This is a genomic window from Streptomyces cavernae (genome assembly GCF_004023625.1).
Lineage (GTDB): Bacteria > Actinomycetota > Actinomycetes > Streptomycetales > Streptomycetaceae > Streptomyces > Streptomyces cavernae.
Genome location: NZ_RPDJ01000033.1, coordinates 1 through 13,428, shown reverse-complemented (window position 1 = coordinate 13,428; position 13,428 = coordinate 1). Strand labels below are relative to the sequence as shown.

General features: G+C 71.8%; 10 protein-coding genes. 6 read left to right on the top strand and 4 right to left on the bottom strand.

Translation table 11 applies throughout. The annotated features are described in order from the left end of the window. Window positions 1-288: 288 nt before the first annotated feature. Both EF387_RS35175 and EF387_RS35170 read right to left on the bottom strand, forming a co-directional pair. A complete protein-coding gene (locus EF387_RS35175; protein WP_128380657.1) occupies window positions 289-2,520 on the bottom strand; it encodes an ATP-binding protein in 2,232 nt (743 codons plus the stop codon). 978 nt (window positions 2,521-3,498) lie between these two features. Next, complete coding sequence (locus EF387_RS35170; RefSeq protein WP_238431874.1) at window positions 3,499-4,212, bottom strand: thioesterase II family protein; 714 nt, start codon at window positions 4,210-4,212, stop codon at window positions 3,499-3,501. A 591-nt stretch (window positions 4,213-4,803) separates the two neighbouring features. On the opposite strand from EF387_RS35170, the gene EF387_RS35165 reads away from it, so the two are divergent. Next, a complete protein-coding gene (locus tag EF387_RS35165; RefSeq protein ID WP_128380656.1) occupies window positions 4,804-5,739 on the top strand; it encodes a quinone oxidoreductase family protein in 936 nt (311 codons plus the stop codon). Between the two features lie 272 nt (window positions 5,740-6,011). Here the strand turns inward: EF387_RS35165 and EF387_RS35160 are convergent, their stop codons facing one another. Then, on the bottom strand, window positions 6,012-6,281 hold the full coding sequence (locus tag EF387_RS35160) for an HAD hydrolase-like protein (protein ID WP_128380655.1): 270 nt from the start codon (window positions 6,279-6,281) through the stop codon (window positions 6,012-6,014). A gap of 681 nt (window positions 6,282-6,962) precedes the next feature. Here EF387_RS35160 and EF387_RS35150 point away from each other — a divergent pair. From EF387_RS35150 to EF387_RS35130, 5 genes are all read left to right on the top strand, one after another. Beyond that, the gene (locus EF387_RS35150) at window positions 6,963-8,369 is read left to right on the top strand and encodes a flavin monoamine oxidase family protein (protein WP_128380654.1); all 1,407 of its coding nucleotides are present in this window, start codon (window positions 6,963-6,965) and stop codon (window positions 8,367-8,369) included. A 6-nt stretch (window positions 8,370-8,375) separates the two neighbouring features. Continuing rightward, window positions 8,376-8,912: an SRPBCC family protein gene (locus EF387_RS35145; RefSeq protein WP_238431873.1), complete on the top strand. Its 537-nt coding sequence runs from the start codon at window positions 8,376-8,378 to the stop codon at window positions 8,910-8,912. 1 nt (window position 8,913) lies between these two features. Further along, window positions 8,914-9,591 (top strand): class II aldolase/adducin family protein, encoded by a 678-nt coding sequence (locus EF387_RS35140; RefSeq protein ID WP_128380653.1) that lies wholly within the window; start codon window positions 8,914-8,916, stop codon window positions 9,589-9,591. Continuing rightward, a complete protein-coding gene (locus EF387_RS35135; protein WP_128380652.1) occupies window positions 9,591-10,532 on the top strand; it encodes a carbohydrate kinase family protein in 942 nt (313 codons plus the stop codon). Before EF387_RS35140 ends, EF387_RS35135 begins: the two co-directional genes overlap by 1 nt. A gap of 186 nt (window positions 10,533-10,718) precedes the next feature. Then, window positions 10,719-12,116, top strand: a complete 1,398-nt coding sequence (locus EF387_RS35130) for an aldehyde dehydrogenase family protein (RefSeq protein ID WP_238431872.1) — start codon at window positions 10,719-10,721, stop codon at window positions 12,114-12,116. A gap of 19 nt (window positions 12,117-12,135) precedes the next feature. On the opposite strand, the gene EF387_RS35125 is transcribed toward EF387_RS35130, so the two are convergent. After that, window positions 12,136-13,368 carry an MFS transporter gene (locus tag EF387_RS35125; RefSeq protein ID WP_128380650.1) on the bottom strand — a complete coding sequence of 411 codons (1,233 nt, stop codon included), beginning with the start codon at window positions 13,366-13,368 and terminating at the stop codon, window positions 12,136-12,138. Window positions 13,369-13,428 lie beyond the last annotated feature (60 nt).

Here is a 13,428-nt window from a genome sequence, read left to right as displayed (position 1 = left end):
CACCCCGGCCCGCACTTCGCCGGCCGGCGCGGGAACGGCAACGACGACCACCCCGTCAGTTCACCGACGCGATTGTCGAACTTGTACGTCCGGGCTCGCCCTGATGGCGGCATCGCGGCGGGGAGCAGCAGTCCTGCAACGGCCCCGGACTACTCCGCCCCGGGCGCGAGGGAGACGTCCGGCGGGGTGTCGGCCGGGCGGAAGGCCGCGTCAGACTCACCGGAAGTGTGTGGGTGAGGAGTTCCCGGCACCGTCTTTCGCCAGATGCCGGTGGGCGGCGACGGCGCGTCAGCCGCTCATGCTCTGCGAGCCTTCGCTGCGCGTTGCCGAGAGCAGGAACTCCACCAGTTGCTCGTTGGTGAGCCGCTCGGGCCGGTCAAGGGTGACGGTCGTGGTGTGGCTCTGGCCGCCGGCCCAGGAGGGCCTGCGGGCCAGCAGATCCGGCCCGGCGGAGACGACCACGAGGAGCGGTCCGGCACCGGCGGACTCGGCGAGGTCCTCCACCGCGTCCAGAACCGTGTCCGAGGCGTGGTGGAGGTCGTCGACGCACAGCACGAGGGGGCGTCGCTGCGCGGCCTCCTGGAGGAAGTCCCGCCAGCTTTCCAGTACGTCGCGCGGGTACAGCGGTCCGAGGCGGGCATCGAGGCCCCCGCGGGCGATGAGGGCCCACAGCCGGGGCAGTCGCTGTTCCACCGCCGGGTCGGAGAGGTACAGGGTGCGTATTTCGCGCTCCAGAGCGGCCAAAGCGGTGGTCTCGTCGTCCTCGGGTGTGATGCCGCAATAGGACGCCAGGAGGTGGCCCGGCACGTTCAGCGATAAGTGGTCGCAGTCCGCCAGGGCTCGTGCCGTCAGGACGAGCGGTGCGTCGGCCTGTTCGACGGCCCACTGCCCGAACTCACCGAGCAGCCGGCTCCTCCCGGTGCCAGCCTCGCCGAGGACGGTGACCAGATGGGGTACGGCGCGATGCTGCGTGCGCTTCAGGAGGCCGCGCAGGACGTCGAGTTCGACCGTGAGGTCGGCGGACTCGGCGCCGTCGTGGCCATCGGTGCGCACACCCAGGGCGAGCCAGCTCCCGCTGTGCGTGTCACGGCGGCGGTAGCGGACGGCGTGTTCGCTGGCGCGGCGGACGGCGTCGCTGACCCGCACCTCGCCCGCGGGCTCGTCGCCGAGCAGTTTCTGGGACTCGTCGAGGGCCCCGCCGACGACGATCGGCGCCTCGCCCCACCCCCTCCTGCGCAGCAGCACCTCACCCATGGTCACTGCGGCGTGGGCCGTCGATCGTTCCGTCTTCGCGCCGGTTCCGGCCGCCGCGTCGAGGGCGTCGCGGATCGCGAGGGCCGCGAGTACAGCCTGACGGGCATCGTCCTCGTGCGGGTCGTCGAGCCCGAACAGGGCCACGGACACAGAACCGACGGAAGCGGTCACGGTGCCGCCGAAACGCTCGACCTGCTCCCTGACGAGCAGTGCGGCCCCGTCGAGGAGGTCGTCGCGTTCCCGGTCGGCGTCCTCGCCGCGGCCGGACGCGACACAGGTGCGTACGGCGAGGACGCCGACCTGGCAGCGCTCCCTGATCGTCCGCCGCTCGGCGACGCCGGCGTCCGGTGCCTCGCCCGTGGGCCGGCTCGTCTGCGCCACGGCGGGCGGCGGCGTGTGCGCGGGGGTGGCCCCGGACGAAGCGGTGAGCCTGACGCGCTCACCCGCGCCGTCGCCGCCCGGAGCGCTGCCGAGCAGCCGGACTGGCGCACGGTCCACGGCGAGCTCCGGGTCCTGGGCGAGGACCCGCTGCTGCAACCGCTGCAGACCGCGGCCCGGTTCGAGGCCCAGGCTGTCGACCAGAACGGCCCGTACGCGGCTGTAGACGGTGAGCGCGTCCGCCTGCCGGCCGCACCGGTACAGGGCGAGCATCAGCTGACCGCACGAGCGCTCCCTGAGCGGCTCGGCCCGCACCATCGTCTCCAGTTCCGCGAGGATCTCGTGGTGCCGGCCGCAGGCCAGCTGCGCTTCGGCGTAGTCCTCCATGACATCGAGGCGGGTGTTCTCCACCGCGGCCAGTTCGGGCCACACGACACCCTTCTCCACCAGGTCGGCCAGTACCGGCCCGCGCCACAGCGCCAGCGCGTCACGCAGCAACGCCGCGGCCTGCTCGGGCAAGCCCTCGGCCAGCTTCTCCCGGCCCTGGCCGACCCAGGTGTGGAACAGGTGCAGATCCACTCGCTCGGGATCGACCCGCATCATGTAGCCGGGCGGTCGGGTCAGCAGCGCCGTGCCCGCGGCGCCGCTCGAGCCGTGTGCGGACGACAGCACGCCGCGCAGCCCGTAGACCGCGTTCTGCAGGATCTTGCGCGCCGTCACCGGGGCATCGTCCACATCCCACAGCGCGTTCAGGAGCCGGCTGGTGGGCACCACCTTGTTCGCCTGCAGGAGCAGGAAGCCGAGCGTGGCACGCTGCTTGATGCCGCCGAGTCCGACCGTGCTGTCGTTGTCGAGTACTTCCATCGGACCGAGCAATCGAAACTGCATCGCATCCCCCACCTGGTACCCCCGTACGTTCAGGCCCCAAGGCGACATGCCCGGCGATCCTGCTGCGCCGCACATCCACCACAAGTCAGTGCCCAGAGTGCAGGACGGCGGTCCAACCCCGCACAAACCTCGGACAAGGCGGTGCACGGCGCCGACTGCCATGGCACTCACCACGAGGAATTCCCGGCGCACCTCGGGGCCGGCGCACCCACAGCGCAAGGCAGCCGGGCCCGCCACCCCGCAGGCGCACGAGCGGTGCGCAGATGTCGGTGCGCGGGGACGGGGCCGGGAGGAGGGGCACGGGCCCGTGCAGGGGTCGCTGCCGCCCGCCCCACCCCGGTGGGGCACTGCGGGGTGCTGAGCCGGGACCGTCTGCGGTTGCCGGAGGTCTCGGCGCGGGCGGCGGACGCGGGTGGCAGCACGCCATGCCGTGCGCGCGGGTAAGGGGTCCTTGCACTATGAGCGTCCGATCAGGTCGCGTGGTCTGGTGCTGGGGGCACCTCCCACGCCTTTCGGGCTGTGGGGGAGCATCGCCAGGCGCCGGAGAGCCCTGGATGGGGGTGCCCCCTGCTCGAGCGCAGCCGAGAGCTTGGGGGAGCGGTGCCAGACCACGCGCCCCGGGCGGGCATAGTGCAGGACCCCAAGGGCACCAGGCGCGCGGATGGCGTACTCGTACGCAGGAAGCGTGGGCGAGCGGACCGCCAGGCAGTCCCCGCGCGACAGGTTCCGGGGGGAGTATCGCTGGGCTCGTGGTGCACGCGCACCGAGTGCGCCCAGCGGTGGCGTCGCCCAGCCGAAACAGCTGCTCCGCAACGGATGGCACCACCTTGGTCGCCCCGGCCCCGCACGACGCGCGTGAAGCGGCCGCTCAGCCGGCCGAGGTGCGAGTCCGCGCCCGCGCAGAACTGCTCTTCGCAGCGCACATGCTGATCGCCGACTGCGAGGAGAGGCCGTCGTGTCCGGCGGTGCCCGGCCCGGTTACGGGGCGGAGAGAGTGGATGCCGTCGACGAGGCGGTGCCCGCCAGGCAGTCGGTGACGGCCTTGGCGATCGCCGGCAGGTGGGCATCGAGGTAGAAGTGTCCACCGGTGAAGACGTCGACGGTGGTGGTCGCGGTGGTGAAGTCGCGCCAGGCGGCGGCCTGTTGGACGGTCGCCACCGGGTCGCTGTCGCCGACGTAGACGCTGAACGGTATGTCCAGCGGCTTGCCCTGCCGCCACGAGTACGTCCCGACCGCCCGGTAGTCGGCGCGCAGCGCGGGCATGACCATGTCCCGCACGTCCGGGTCGTCCAGGACCGCCGGGATGGTCCCGCCGAGGCGGCGCACCGCCGCCAGCACGTCGGCGTCCGTGAACATCCGGTCATGCGGGCTGGGATCGATGGTGGGTGCCCGCCTGCCCGACAGGAACAACCGCGTCGGACCGCCGGCTCGACGGTCCCTCAGCAGGCGGGCGGTCTCGTAGGCGAGCACGGCTCCCATGCTGTGACCGAAAAAGGCGTAGGTGCCCTGCAGCTCGCGGTGCACCTCGGTGGCCAGGACGTCTGCGAGCTCGCCGATGTCGGCGACAGGCGGCTCCAGCCTGCGGTCCTGGCGGCCGGGGTACTGCACGGCAAGCACGTCGAGGTCGGGCGCCAGCGCGCGCGACAGCGGCACGTAGGTGCTGGCCGCGCCGCCCGCATGGGGGAAGCACACCAGGGTGACTCGGCCCGCGGACGCACGGTCCCCGTCGAAGGAAGCAAACTTGCGAAGCCACTCACTGCCCACGCCACGTACCCGTTTCCATCGCTCGCTGTCGCCCACCGTTCGGGCCCGGCCTGCGGCCATCATCCGGTGAGAGGCTCAACGGGCGCGCAAACGCCGCACAAAGCCGCTGTTGGGCCGGGCGGCGGAGGTCACGGCGAGCCGGACGTTCACATCATGCGGCGTCCCCGCAGGTCCGCGTCCCGTCCCGGTCGCCGGAAGAACCCTCGCTGGTGGACCACACGTCCGCCGAGCTCCCCTCGGGACACAGGTACTGTGACGCCGCAGGGGTCGAAGCACTCGGTGTCCGGCACGTCCTTCACCCACGTGGTGCGCCGTGCGATCGCCTCGTCCACACACCGGGTGCAGCGACCATCGAACAAGTGGCGGCCTGCGGAGACGACGCTTCAGCCCTTTGCCCCTTTGACCGGATCAGGCCACGGCAGCCAGGACCCGCTGCTTTTCGGGTGTCTGCCCATCTCTCGACGTCAGTCGCCCAGACCGCGACCACGAGGTCACCGGACACGGCGATAATCGTGCACCATGCTCGCCATTCAGTTTGACCGTTTCGGCGGTCCCGAAGTGCTCACCGTCGTCGACGTGCCCGTTCCCGAGCCGGGACCGGGCCAGATGCTGGTCGCCGTGGAGGCCGCCGGCGTGAACTTCGCGGACACCCACCAGATCGACGGCTCCTATCTCGACGCCGACATGCTGCCGTATGTGCCCGGAAGCGAGGTCGTGGGGCGCACGCCGGACGGCCGCCGTGTCCTTGCCCGGGTGTCGGGCGGCTACGCGGAGCAGGTACTCGCCAAGGAGTCCGCCCTCGTGGAGATCCCCGACGACCTCGACGCCGGGCACGCCCTTGCCCTGCTGACGCAAGGGCTGACCGCCTGGCACCTGTTGCGCTCCGCGGCCCGGATGCAGCCCGGTGAGACCGTGGTCGTCCACTCGGCGGCCGGTGGCGTGGGCAGCCTCGCCGTGCAACTGGCCAAGCAGTTCGGCGCGGGCCGCGTCCTGGCACAGGCCTCCGAACCGGCCAAGGAGGAACTGGCTCTGAAGCTGGGAGCGGACGGCATCGCCACCTACCCGCTGACCATGAAGGCCGATGTGATCCTCGACGCGGTGGGCGGGGAACTCTTCGACCGGGCTCTGGACAGCCTCGCCTCCTTGGGCCGACTCGTCAGCTATGGCAACGCCTCCCGCAGCGGCTTCACTCCCCTCGACCCCGGCCGCCTGAGCCGGCTCAACGCCTCAGTCGTCGGATTCTGGCTGCGGCCCACACTGGCGGCACCCGGGGCGGTCAAGGAACCGCTCAACGAACTCTTCGGCCTGATGGCGCAGGGCAAGCTCAACCCGGTGGCCACCACCAGCTACCCACTGGCTCAGGCCCACCGCGCGCACGAGGACCTGCTCGCCCGGCGCACGACCGGCAAAGTCGTCCTGCGTCCCCGACGGCCGGGGCGGCAACCATCCGCATAGGCACCCCAGCACGACGCCCGAAGACCGCGCCGGGACGCACTCAAGGGGCGGTCAAAGCGACCGGGTGTTTGTGACACACTTCCTCGCCGTCGCTTGAGCCCGGCTCGGCCACGCCACGACGATCTGCAGGCGGAAGAGACGGCGTCCGGCCGGCACTCGATGCCCTTGAGCCGGTCGGCACGCCGTCGACATCCTTGCCCGGGATGCAGTCGGCACATGCCAGCCCACCCCGGCCAGGCGTGGCCGGGCCGGCCGCATCCCAGTTCAGGAGGTCATCCTCGACGCGTGAGCAGGTCGGGGAGCCTGCCGACGCCGTCGATGGTGATGTGCGGGCTCTGCTCCGGCGGCAGTGCGGTGAAGCGGTCCGTCGCGTGGATGCCGGTGGCCACCGCGATGGCGAGGGCGTCGCCGCGGCGGGCCATCGCCATCTCCAGTTCCGGGTCGTCCCCGACGACGGCGAGCTCTTCGGGTGCGACCTGGAGGTGGCGCGCGGCGCAGCGCAGGGCGTGCAGCGAGCGTTTGCCCACTACCTGCTCGGCCACGGTAGCCGCCGAGCAGTCCGCCGGTGCCGCAGGTGAGCCCGAGCCACCAGTCGGGGGCGACGTCCGCGGAACTCACGAGCGACAGCACCGCGTACGCGGCGGCGCCGACGCCGGTCACGGCCGCAATCAGCAGCCCGGCGGCGAGCCCGCCCGGCACTGTCCAGTCCACCCTTGCCCCGCCCTCTCAACCTGCCCGGCACTCCACAATCAACCGTCGCCCCGCCCCGTCAGCCCGCCCCGCACCGTCCAATCAACCGTCGCCCCCGCCCCTCAACCCGCCCGGCACTGTCCAGTCCGCCGTTGGCCCCTCCCCGTCAGCCCGCCCGCCCGGCAGCGTCCAGCCCACCCTTGCCCTGCCCCCAGACCCTCGAACGCCCGGCCAGTATCAGCGCCCGGGAGGGTGGTGAGGCGGCCTGCAACGAGGTCTTCATGCGCAGGACGAGTGGGCCGGCGGGAACCGCACCTGCCCTTTGGCCAAGCGGATGGCCGCTGAAGCCCCCTCTGTGACCGCCACGGGCGTTTCGCGCCACCTGGGCAAATGCGTAGTTTCCCTTCGGCCCTTCGGAAACGGGGCCGCGATCAGAGGGAAGAAGAGGGGCCTCAACTGCCGCTCGCGTTGATCGACTTGAGCTCATGTGCGGCGCTCGCCACGCGCGTGCCGGACATCACCCAGGAGTCACCATGACCGGTTCACAAAGCAGTGCGCCCACGAACGGCCGCCGGAGGAACGAGGCCGACGTCGTCGTGGTCGGCGCGGGTCTGGCGGGACTCGCCGCGGCGCGCGAACTCGTCACGGCCGGCAAGTCCGTCGCCGTCCTGGAGGCTCGCGACCGGGTCGGTGGCCGACTGCTCAACCACGACCTCGGCGATGGACAGGTGACCGAGATCGGCGGACAGTTCGTCGGTCCCACCCAGGACCACGTCCTGACGCTGGCCAAGGAGCTCGGCGTGGCCACGTACGGGGCGACCGTCCCCGGCGAGAACGTGTACGTGCACGACGGCAGGGCCAAGCGGTTCTCCGGCAGCACTCCCCCGGACCTCCTCGCCCTGCCCGACATGGGCATCGCCCTGGCCCGCATCGCCAAGGCGGCGGGCAAGGTGGACCCGACGGCACCGTGGCGGGCCCCGAACGCACGTGAGCTGGACGGCATGACCTACGAGACATGGCTGCGCAAGGCGGAGGTCACCGGGGCCGGCGTCGACCTGGTCAACATCTTTCTGAACTCCGCGTACGGCGGTGAGGCGCGCGACGCGTCCGCGCTGTTCAGCCTCTGGTACGTCTCGACGTTCGGTGACGAGACGCATCCGGGCACGATGGAGCGCGGCACGGGCACGGAAGGCGGGGCCCAGGACAGCCGGTTCGTCGGCGGCTCACAACTGCTCGCGCAGCGGCTGGCCGAGGAACTCGACGGCCGGGTCCGGCTGTCGGCGCCGGTGCGTCGCATCAGCCAGGACGCCGACGGAGTCACCGTGATCTCCGACGCCGGCGACTGGCGGGCCGGCCGGGTGGTCGTGGCCGTTCCGCCGCTGCTGGCCTCCAGGATCGTCTGGGATCCGCTGTTGCCGCCGCAGCAGGACCAGCTCTTCCAGCGGCTGCCGTTCGGCACGCTCATGAAGTGCGTGGCCGTCTACGACAAGCCGTTCTGGCGGGCGGAGGGCCTGTCCGGGATGGGCCTGCTGCGCGATGGGTCGCCCATCCGCGAGATGTTCGACAACAGCCCGCCCGACGGCGGACCGGGCGTGCTCATGGGCTTCCTCGGCGGCAAGGAATGGCGCAGGTGGGCGCACCGCCCGGCCCGTGAGCGGCGCGGCGCGGTGCTGCGCTGCTTCGCCCGGGTCGTCGGGGAGCGCGCGTTCGACACGGTCGACTACGTCGAGCAGGACTGGACCGCCGAGCAGTGGACCCAGGGCGGCCCCACCTCCGTCGCCGCACCCGGAGTGCTCACCGGCTACGGGGAGTGGATGGGCCGGCGGTTCGGCCGGGTGCACTGGGCGGGCGCCGAGTTCTCCCCGCACTGGAACGGCTTCATGGACGGCGCGGTCCGCTCCGGCAAGCACGCCGCCACCGAACTGCTCCGCGAAGGCTGAGCAACTGTGAACTGTGCATCCGAGTACAAGACACGCGAGCAGAAAGAGAACGTGGTCGTGAACAAGTACGTCGTCGCCGAGAAGGCTGTCGTCAACGCCCCCGTCGAACGGGTCTGGGAGGTCGTCTCCCGCACCGACCGGTACGCCGAATGGGTCGCCGGTGCCATCGAGGTCACCGACCACCACGGCATCGCCACCGTGGGCAGGACCTACGCCGAGCACAATCGCACCCTCGGCCCGCTGCGGACCCACTCGGTGTGGACCGTGCGGGAGATCGAGCCCATGAAGCGCCGTGTCGACACCGGCACCGGTTTCGCCCCTCTGCGGGCTCTGACCAACATCTTCGAGTTCCAGGCCGTGAAGGGCCCGGACGGCCAGGACGCCACGGAGATGACCTACCAGGTCGAGTACACCATGGGCCTCGGCCCCCTCGGGCTCCTGCTGGACTGCATCCAGCAGCCCGCGATGCGCGCCGGTATGCGGACCTCGATGGCCAACCTCGAGACACTGCTCCGTTCCGAGAACTCGACGACAGCGCGTTGACATGGCGCAGGCGCACCACTTCCTCGAAGAGCAGCGGCGTTCCGTGGCGGCGGCGTGTCACCGCCTCGCCGAAGCGGGCCTGCTGATCGGCACGGCGGGCAACGTGAGCGTGCGGACGGGCGACCGGGTCGCGGTCACCGCGACCGGCGTCGTCCTCGGACAGGCCACCCCCGAACAGGTCACCGTGACCGGCTCGGACGGCGCCGTGGTCGACGGCGACCTCCAGCCGACCTCCGAACTCGGACTGCATCTCGGGATCTACCGGAGGTACGACGCCGGCGCCGTGGTGCACACGCACTCGCCGCAGGCCACCGCCCTGTCCCTGGTTCTCGACGAGCTCCCGTGCGTGCACTACCAGCAGCTCGCGCTCGGTGGCCCCGTACGGGTCGCCCCCTTCACCACCTTCGGCAGCCCGGAACTCGCCGAACAGGTCCTGGCCGCGCTGGACGGCAGGTCGGCGGCGCTGATGGCCAACCACGGCGCCGTCGTGTACGGCCCGACGCTCGAGAAGGCCGTCGAGAACGCGCTGTTGCTGGAGTGGGCGTGCGGTCTCTACCTGCGCGCCGCCTCCCTCGGCACACCACGGGTCCTGGACGAGGACCAGCAGGCCGCCGTCATCGCCGCCGCGATACGACGCGGCTACGGCACCACCCATCCCATCGAGGAAAAGAGCCCCTGATGAGCCAGACAGTCATAGCCCTCGGCGCCCACGTGTTCGACGTGCAGGTCCGGCCCGTCCAGGCCATCCCGGAGGGGCAGGGTGCGGTGCTGGTCGACCAGATCCGGTTCAGCCCGGCGGGTGCGGCGGCCGGTACCGCGCTGACGCTGGCCAAGCTGGGCGCGGCGGTGCGCACGGCCGGGGCGGTGGGCACCGACCCGATCGGTGACCTGCTGCTGAACATGCTGGCAGCGCACGGCGTGGACACCTCTCTGGTCCTGCGCCGCGACGACACCCAGACCTCGGCGTCGGTGCTGCCCATCCGCGCCGACGGCAGCCGCCCGGCCTTCCACGTCCTGGGAGCGAACATCGCCTACGGTCCGGACGACGCCCCGCACAGCGAGATCGCCGGCTCCACCCATCTGCACCTGGGCGCGCCCGAGTTGATGGGCGGGGACGCCGCCGCGAAGATCCTCGGTCCCGCGCAGGCCGCGGGTGTGGTCACCTCCGCCGACCTGCTCGCCTCCGGCGACAGCGGCTTGTTCGACTGGATCGCGCCCGCCCTGCCGTATCTGGACCATCTGCTGCCCAACGAGGAGCAGGTGCTCGGGCTCACCGGCGCGGCCACGCTGGAGGACGGCGCGCGCAGGTTCCTCGCGGAAGGGGTCGGCTGCGTCGCCACCACCCGGGGCCCGCGCGGTGCTCTGGTGGTCACCGCGGAGGAGGTGTTCGAGGTCCCGGCCTTCGCGGTCGACGTGGTGGACACCACGGGCTGCGGCGACGCGTTCTCGGCCGGCTTCCTGCGCGGACTCGGTCTGGGCCGCACCCTGCGGGAGTGCGCGGTGCTCGGCTGTGCGGCGGCGGCGCTGGTGGCACAGGGGTTGGGCAGTGACCACGGGGAGTTCGACCTCGCCGCCGCGGACGCCCTCACCGCCACGGCGCCGGTATTGGAGTTCTGCTGACGGCGTGGTGGCGGACCGGCCTCGGGCCGGCGTCGAGTCGAAGCACCGTCTCCCCTGCTCGGTCAGGCCCATGACGGTGGTCCAGTAGTGCCCGGTCCCGTGCGGCGTCCCGACGACGGCGCACGGGACATGTCCCGTTTCACGCTCGGGCCGGACCGAGCGGACGCTGAAAAGAAGGTATGTCCCGTGCCGCATCTCGCCGAGTCCCCCGCGACCGCTGTCCCGACGACCGTGTCCCGCCTGCGCGCCACCTTCACGACCGGGCGGACCAAACCCGTGGCCTGGCGTCGCGCCCAGCTGAAAGCCCTGCGGAGTCTCTTGACCGAGCACGCGGACGAACTTCAGAACGCGCTGCGGGCCGATCTCGGCAAGGGCCCCGTGGAGGCGTTCACCACCGAGATCGGTTTCACCGTCAACGAGATCGATCACGCGCTCGCCCACCTGAACTCATGGCTGCGCCCGCGCCGCACCCGCGTACCCCTGGCGCTCGCGCCCGCCCGCGCCCGGATCGTCCGGGAGCCACTGGGAACGGTGCTGATCATCAGCCCGTGGAACTACCCGGTCCAGCTGGCCCTGGCACCACTCGTCGGCGCGCTGGCCGCGGGCAACTGCGCCGTCGTCAAGCCCAGCGAACTCGCCCCCGCCACCTCCGCCGCCCTCGCCCGGCTGCTGCCGCTCCATCTCGACCAGCAGGCCGTGGCCGTCGTCGAGGGCGGTGTCCCCGAAACGACGGTCCTGCTGGAGCAGCGTTTCGACCACATCTTCTACACCGGCAACGGCACCGTCGGGCGGATCGTCATGACCGCCGCCGCCCGCCACCTCACCCCGCTGACCCTGGAACTGGGCGGCAAGAGCCCGGCCGTGGTGGAACCGGGCACCGACCTGGCAACCGCCGCCCGCCGCGTCGTCTGGGGGAAGTTCATGAACGCCGGCCAGACCTGCGTCGCCCCGGACTACGTCCTGGCCGTCGGCGAGACGGCGACCGCGCTCGAACCCCATCTCACGGCGGCCGTCCGCGACATGTACGGCGACGACCCCGCCACCAGTCCCGACTACGGCCGCATCGTCAGCACCCGCCACTTCGACCGGCTCGTCGGCTTCCTGAAGGACGGCCGCACGGTCGTCGGCGGCGCCCACGACCGCGACAGCCGCTACATCGCCCCCACCGTCCTCGCCGACGTGGACCCCGCCGCCCCGGTGATGAACGAGGAGATCTTCGGGCCCGTCCTGCCCGTCGTCGCCGTCCCCGACCTCGACAGCGCCATCTCATTCATCACCGAACGGGACAAGCCCCTGGCCCTCTACGCCTTCACCGCCTCCGCCGGCAGCAAGCGCCGACTGGCGACGGAGACCTCCTCCGGCGCACTGTCGTTCGGAGTCCCCAACGCCCATCTGACCGTCCCGGGCCTGCCGTTCGGTGGCGTCGGCGAAAGCGGCTTCGGCCGCTACCACGGCGAGCACTCCATCGACACCTTCAGCCACGCCAAGGCGGTCCTGGACAAGCCGCTGTTCCCGGACGTGCTTCGGCTCGCCTACCCGCCCTTCACCGACCTCAAGGAGCGGCTGCTGCGCCGGCTGCTGTGAACGACGCGGGACCTGCGGCCTACGGGTCGGACCGGTGGCTGAAGGATCGTGCGGTCGCCAGGAGCGCGAGGACGAGCGCGGCAGGTATCGCGTAGGCGAGTCGGAAATGGCCGGTGGATCCGAGGACGCCGCTGGCGGCCCCGCCGGCGAGCACGCCCAGGTAGTTGAAGACGTTCATACGGGCCAGGACCGCTTCGGTCGCCCCCGGTCGCAGACGTCCGGCGGAGGCGAGGCACAGGGGGACGAGCGCGGAGACCCCGAGCCCGGTGCACGCGGCGGCCAGGACCGCGTACGGCCAGGCGGGGGCGGCTGCCAAGCCGGCCAGGGCCGCGGCGGTGAGCAGGGTGGCGGCACGGATCACGGCAGCCGGGCCGATCCTGCGGACGAGGTGGTCGGCGCAGGACCGCCCGGTGACGGTGCCCGCCTGGTAGGCCGCATAAGCCAGGGGCGCGACGGACAGTGCGGCGTCCAGGGTCTGGTGCAGGTAGAGCGTCGACCACGACGAGACCGTGGAGTCGATGACGTAGGCGACCAGCAGGACGAAGCCGAACGGGGCGAGTCTGGCCCACAGTCGGCCGCCGGGCACGGCGGACTCCCCCCGTTCGGACACGGCAGGTACGGACTCCCCATGGCCGGACACGGCAAGTGGTGAATCGGTGGGGAGCGCGTGCGAGCGGACGGTCAGGGCGAGGGCCAGGACGAGCGCGGCCTGCACGGTGAGGGTCTGTTCGACTGGCCGGCCGAGGTGAGCCGTGCCCGCGGTCAGCAGAGCGGCCGCAACGCCGGCTGTGCTCCAGGCGGCGTAGAAAGAGGCGAAGATGCTCCGGCCATAGTGGTGTTCGACGGCCGCCGCCTGGGTGTTCGCCGACACGTCGATGCACCCCAGCGCCAGGCCGAACAGCCCGTAGGCCACCGCGACCGTGGCCTGGCCGGGGGCCCAGCCGATCAGCAGCAGAGCCACGGCGGTCGCCACGACGGAGGCCCGCATGGCGGCGACCAGCCCCAGACGTCGGATCACGGCCAGTCCGGCGAAGCTGCCGACGCCCGCGCTCAACGCGACGGCCACGACGAGCACGGTCATCGTCAGCGCAGAGAGCGCGAGACGCTCGTTGACGGCGGGAACCGTGGTGGCCACCGCGGCCACCGCGGCTCCCTGCGCGGCGAACACCGTCGCCACGACCCGTCGGGCCGGCGCGAGCGGGCTCCGGCGCACGGATCGTCGCGGAGCCGGGGTCTGAAGAGGTGCGGTCATGGCGAGCCTTCGTTTCTTGCGCTCTAGGTCCTGTCGTCAAATTCCCGTCGTCCGCGCGGG

What these genes read in the sequence shown, in the direction of transcription:
- EF387_RS35165 (WP_128380656.1), top strand. Translation starts at nt 4,804, where the DNA reads ATGCTCGCCATTCAGTTTGACCGTTTCGGCGGTCCCGAAGTGCTCACC.
- EF387_RS35175 (WP_128380657.1), bottom strand. Translation starts at nt 2,520, where the DNA reads ATGCAGTTTCGATTGCTCGGTCCGATGGAAGTACTCGACAACGACAGC.
- EF387_RS35135 (WP_128380652.1), top strand. Translation starts at nt 9,591, where the DNA reads ATGAGCCAGACAGTCATAGCCCTCGGCGCCCACGTGTTCGACGTGCAG.
- EF387_RS35125 (WP_128380650.1), bottom strand. Translation starts at nt 13,368, where the DNA reads ATGACCGCACCTCTTCAGACCCCGGCTCCGCGACGATCCGTGCGCCGG.
- EF387_RS35150 (WP_128380654.1), top strand. Translation starts at nt 6,963, where the DNA reads ATGACCGGTTCACAAAGCAGTGCGCCCACGAACGGCCGCCGGAGGAAC.
- EF387_RS35140 (WP_128380653.1), top strand. Translation starts at nt 8,914, where the DNA reads ATGGCGCAGGCGCACCACTTCCTCGAAGAGCAGCGGCGTTCCGTGGCG.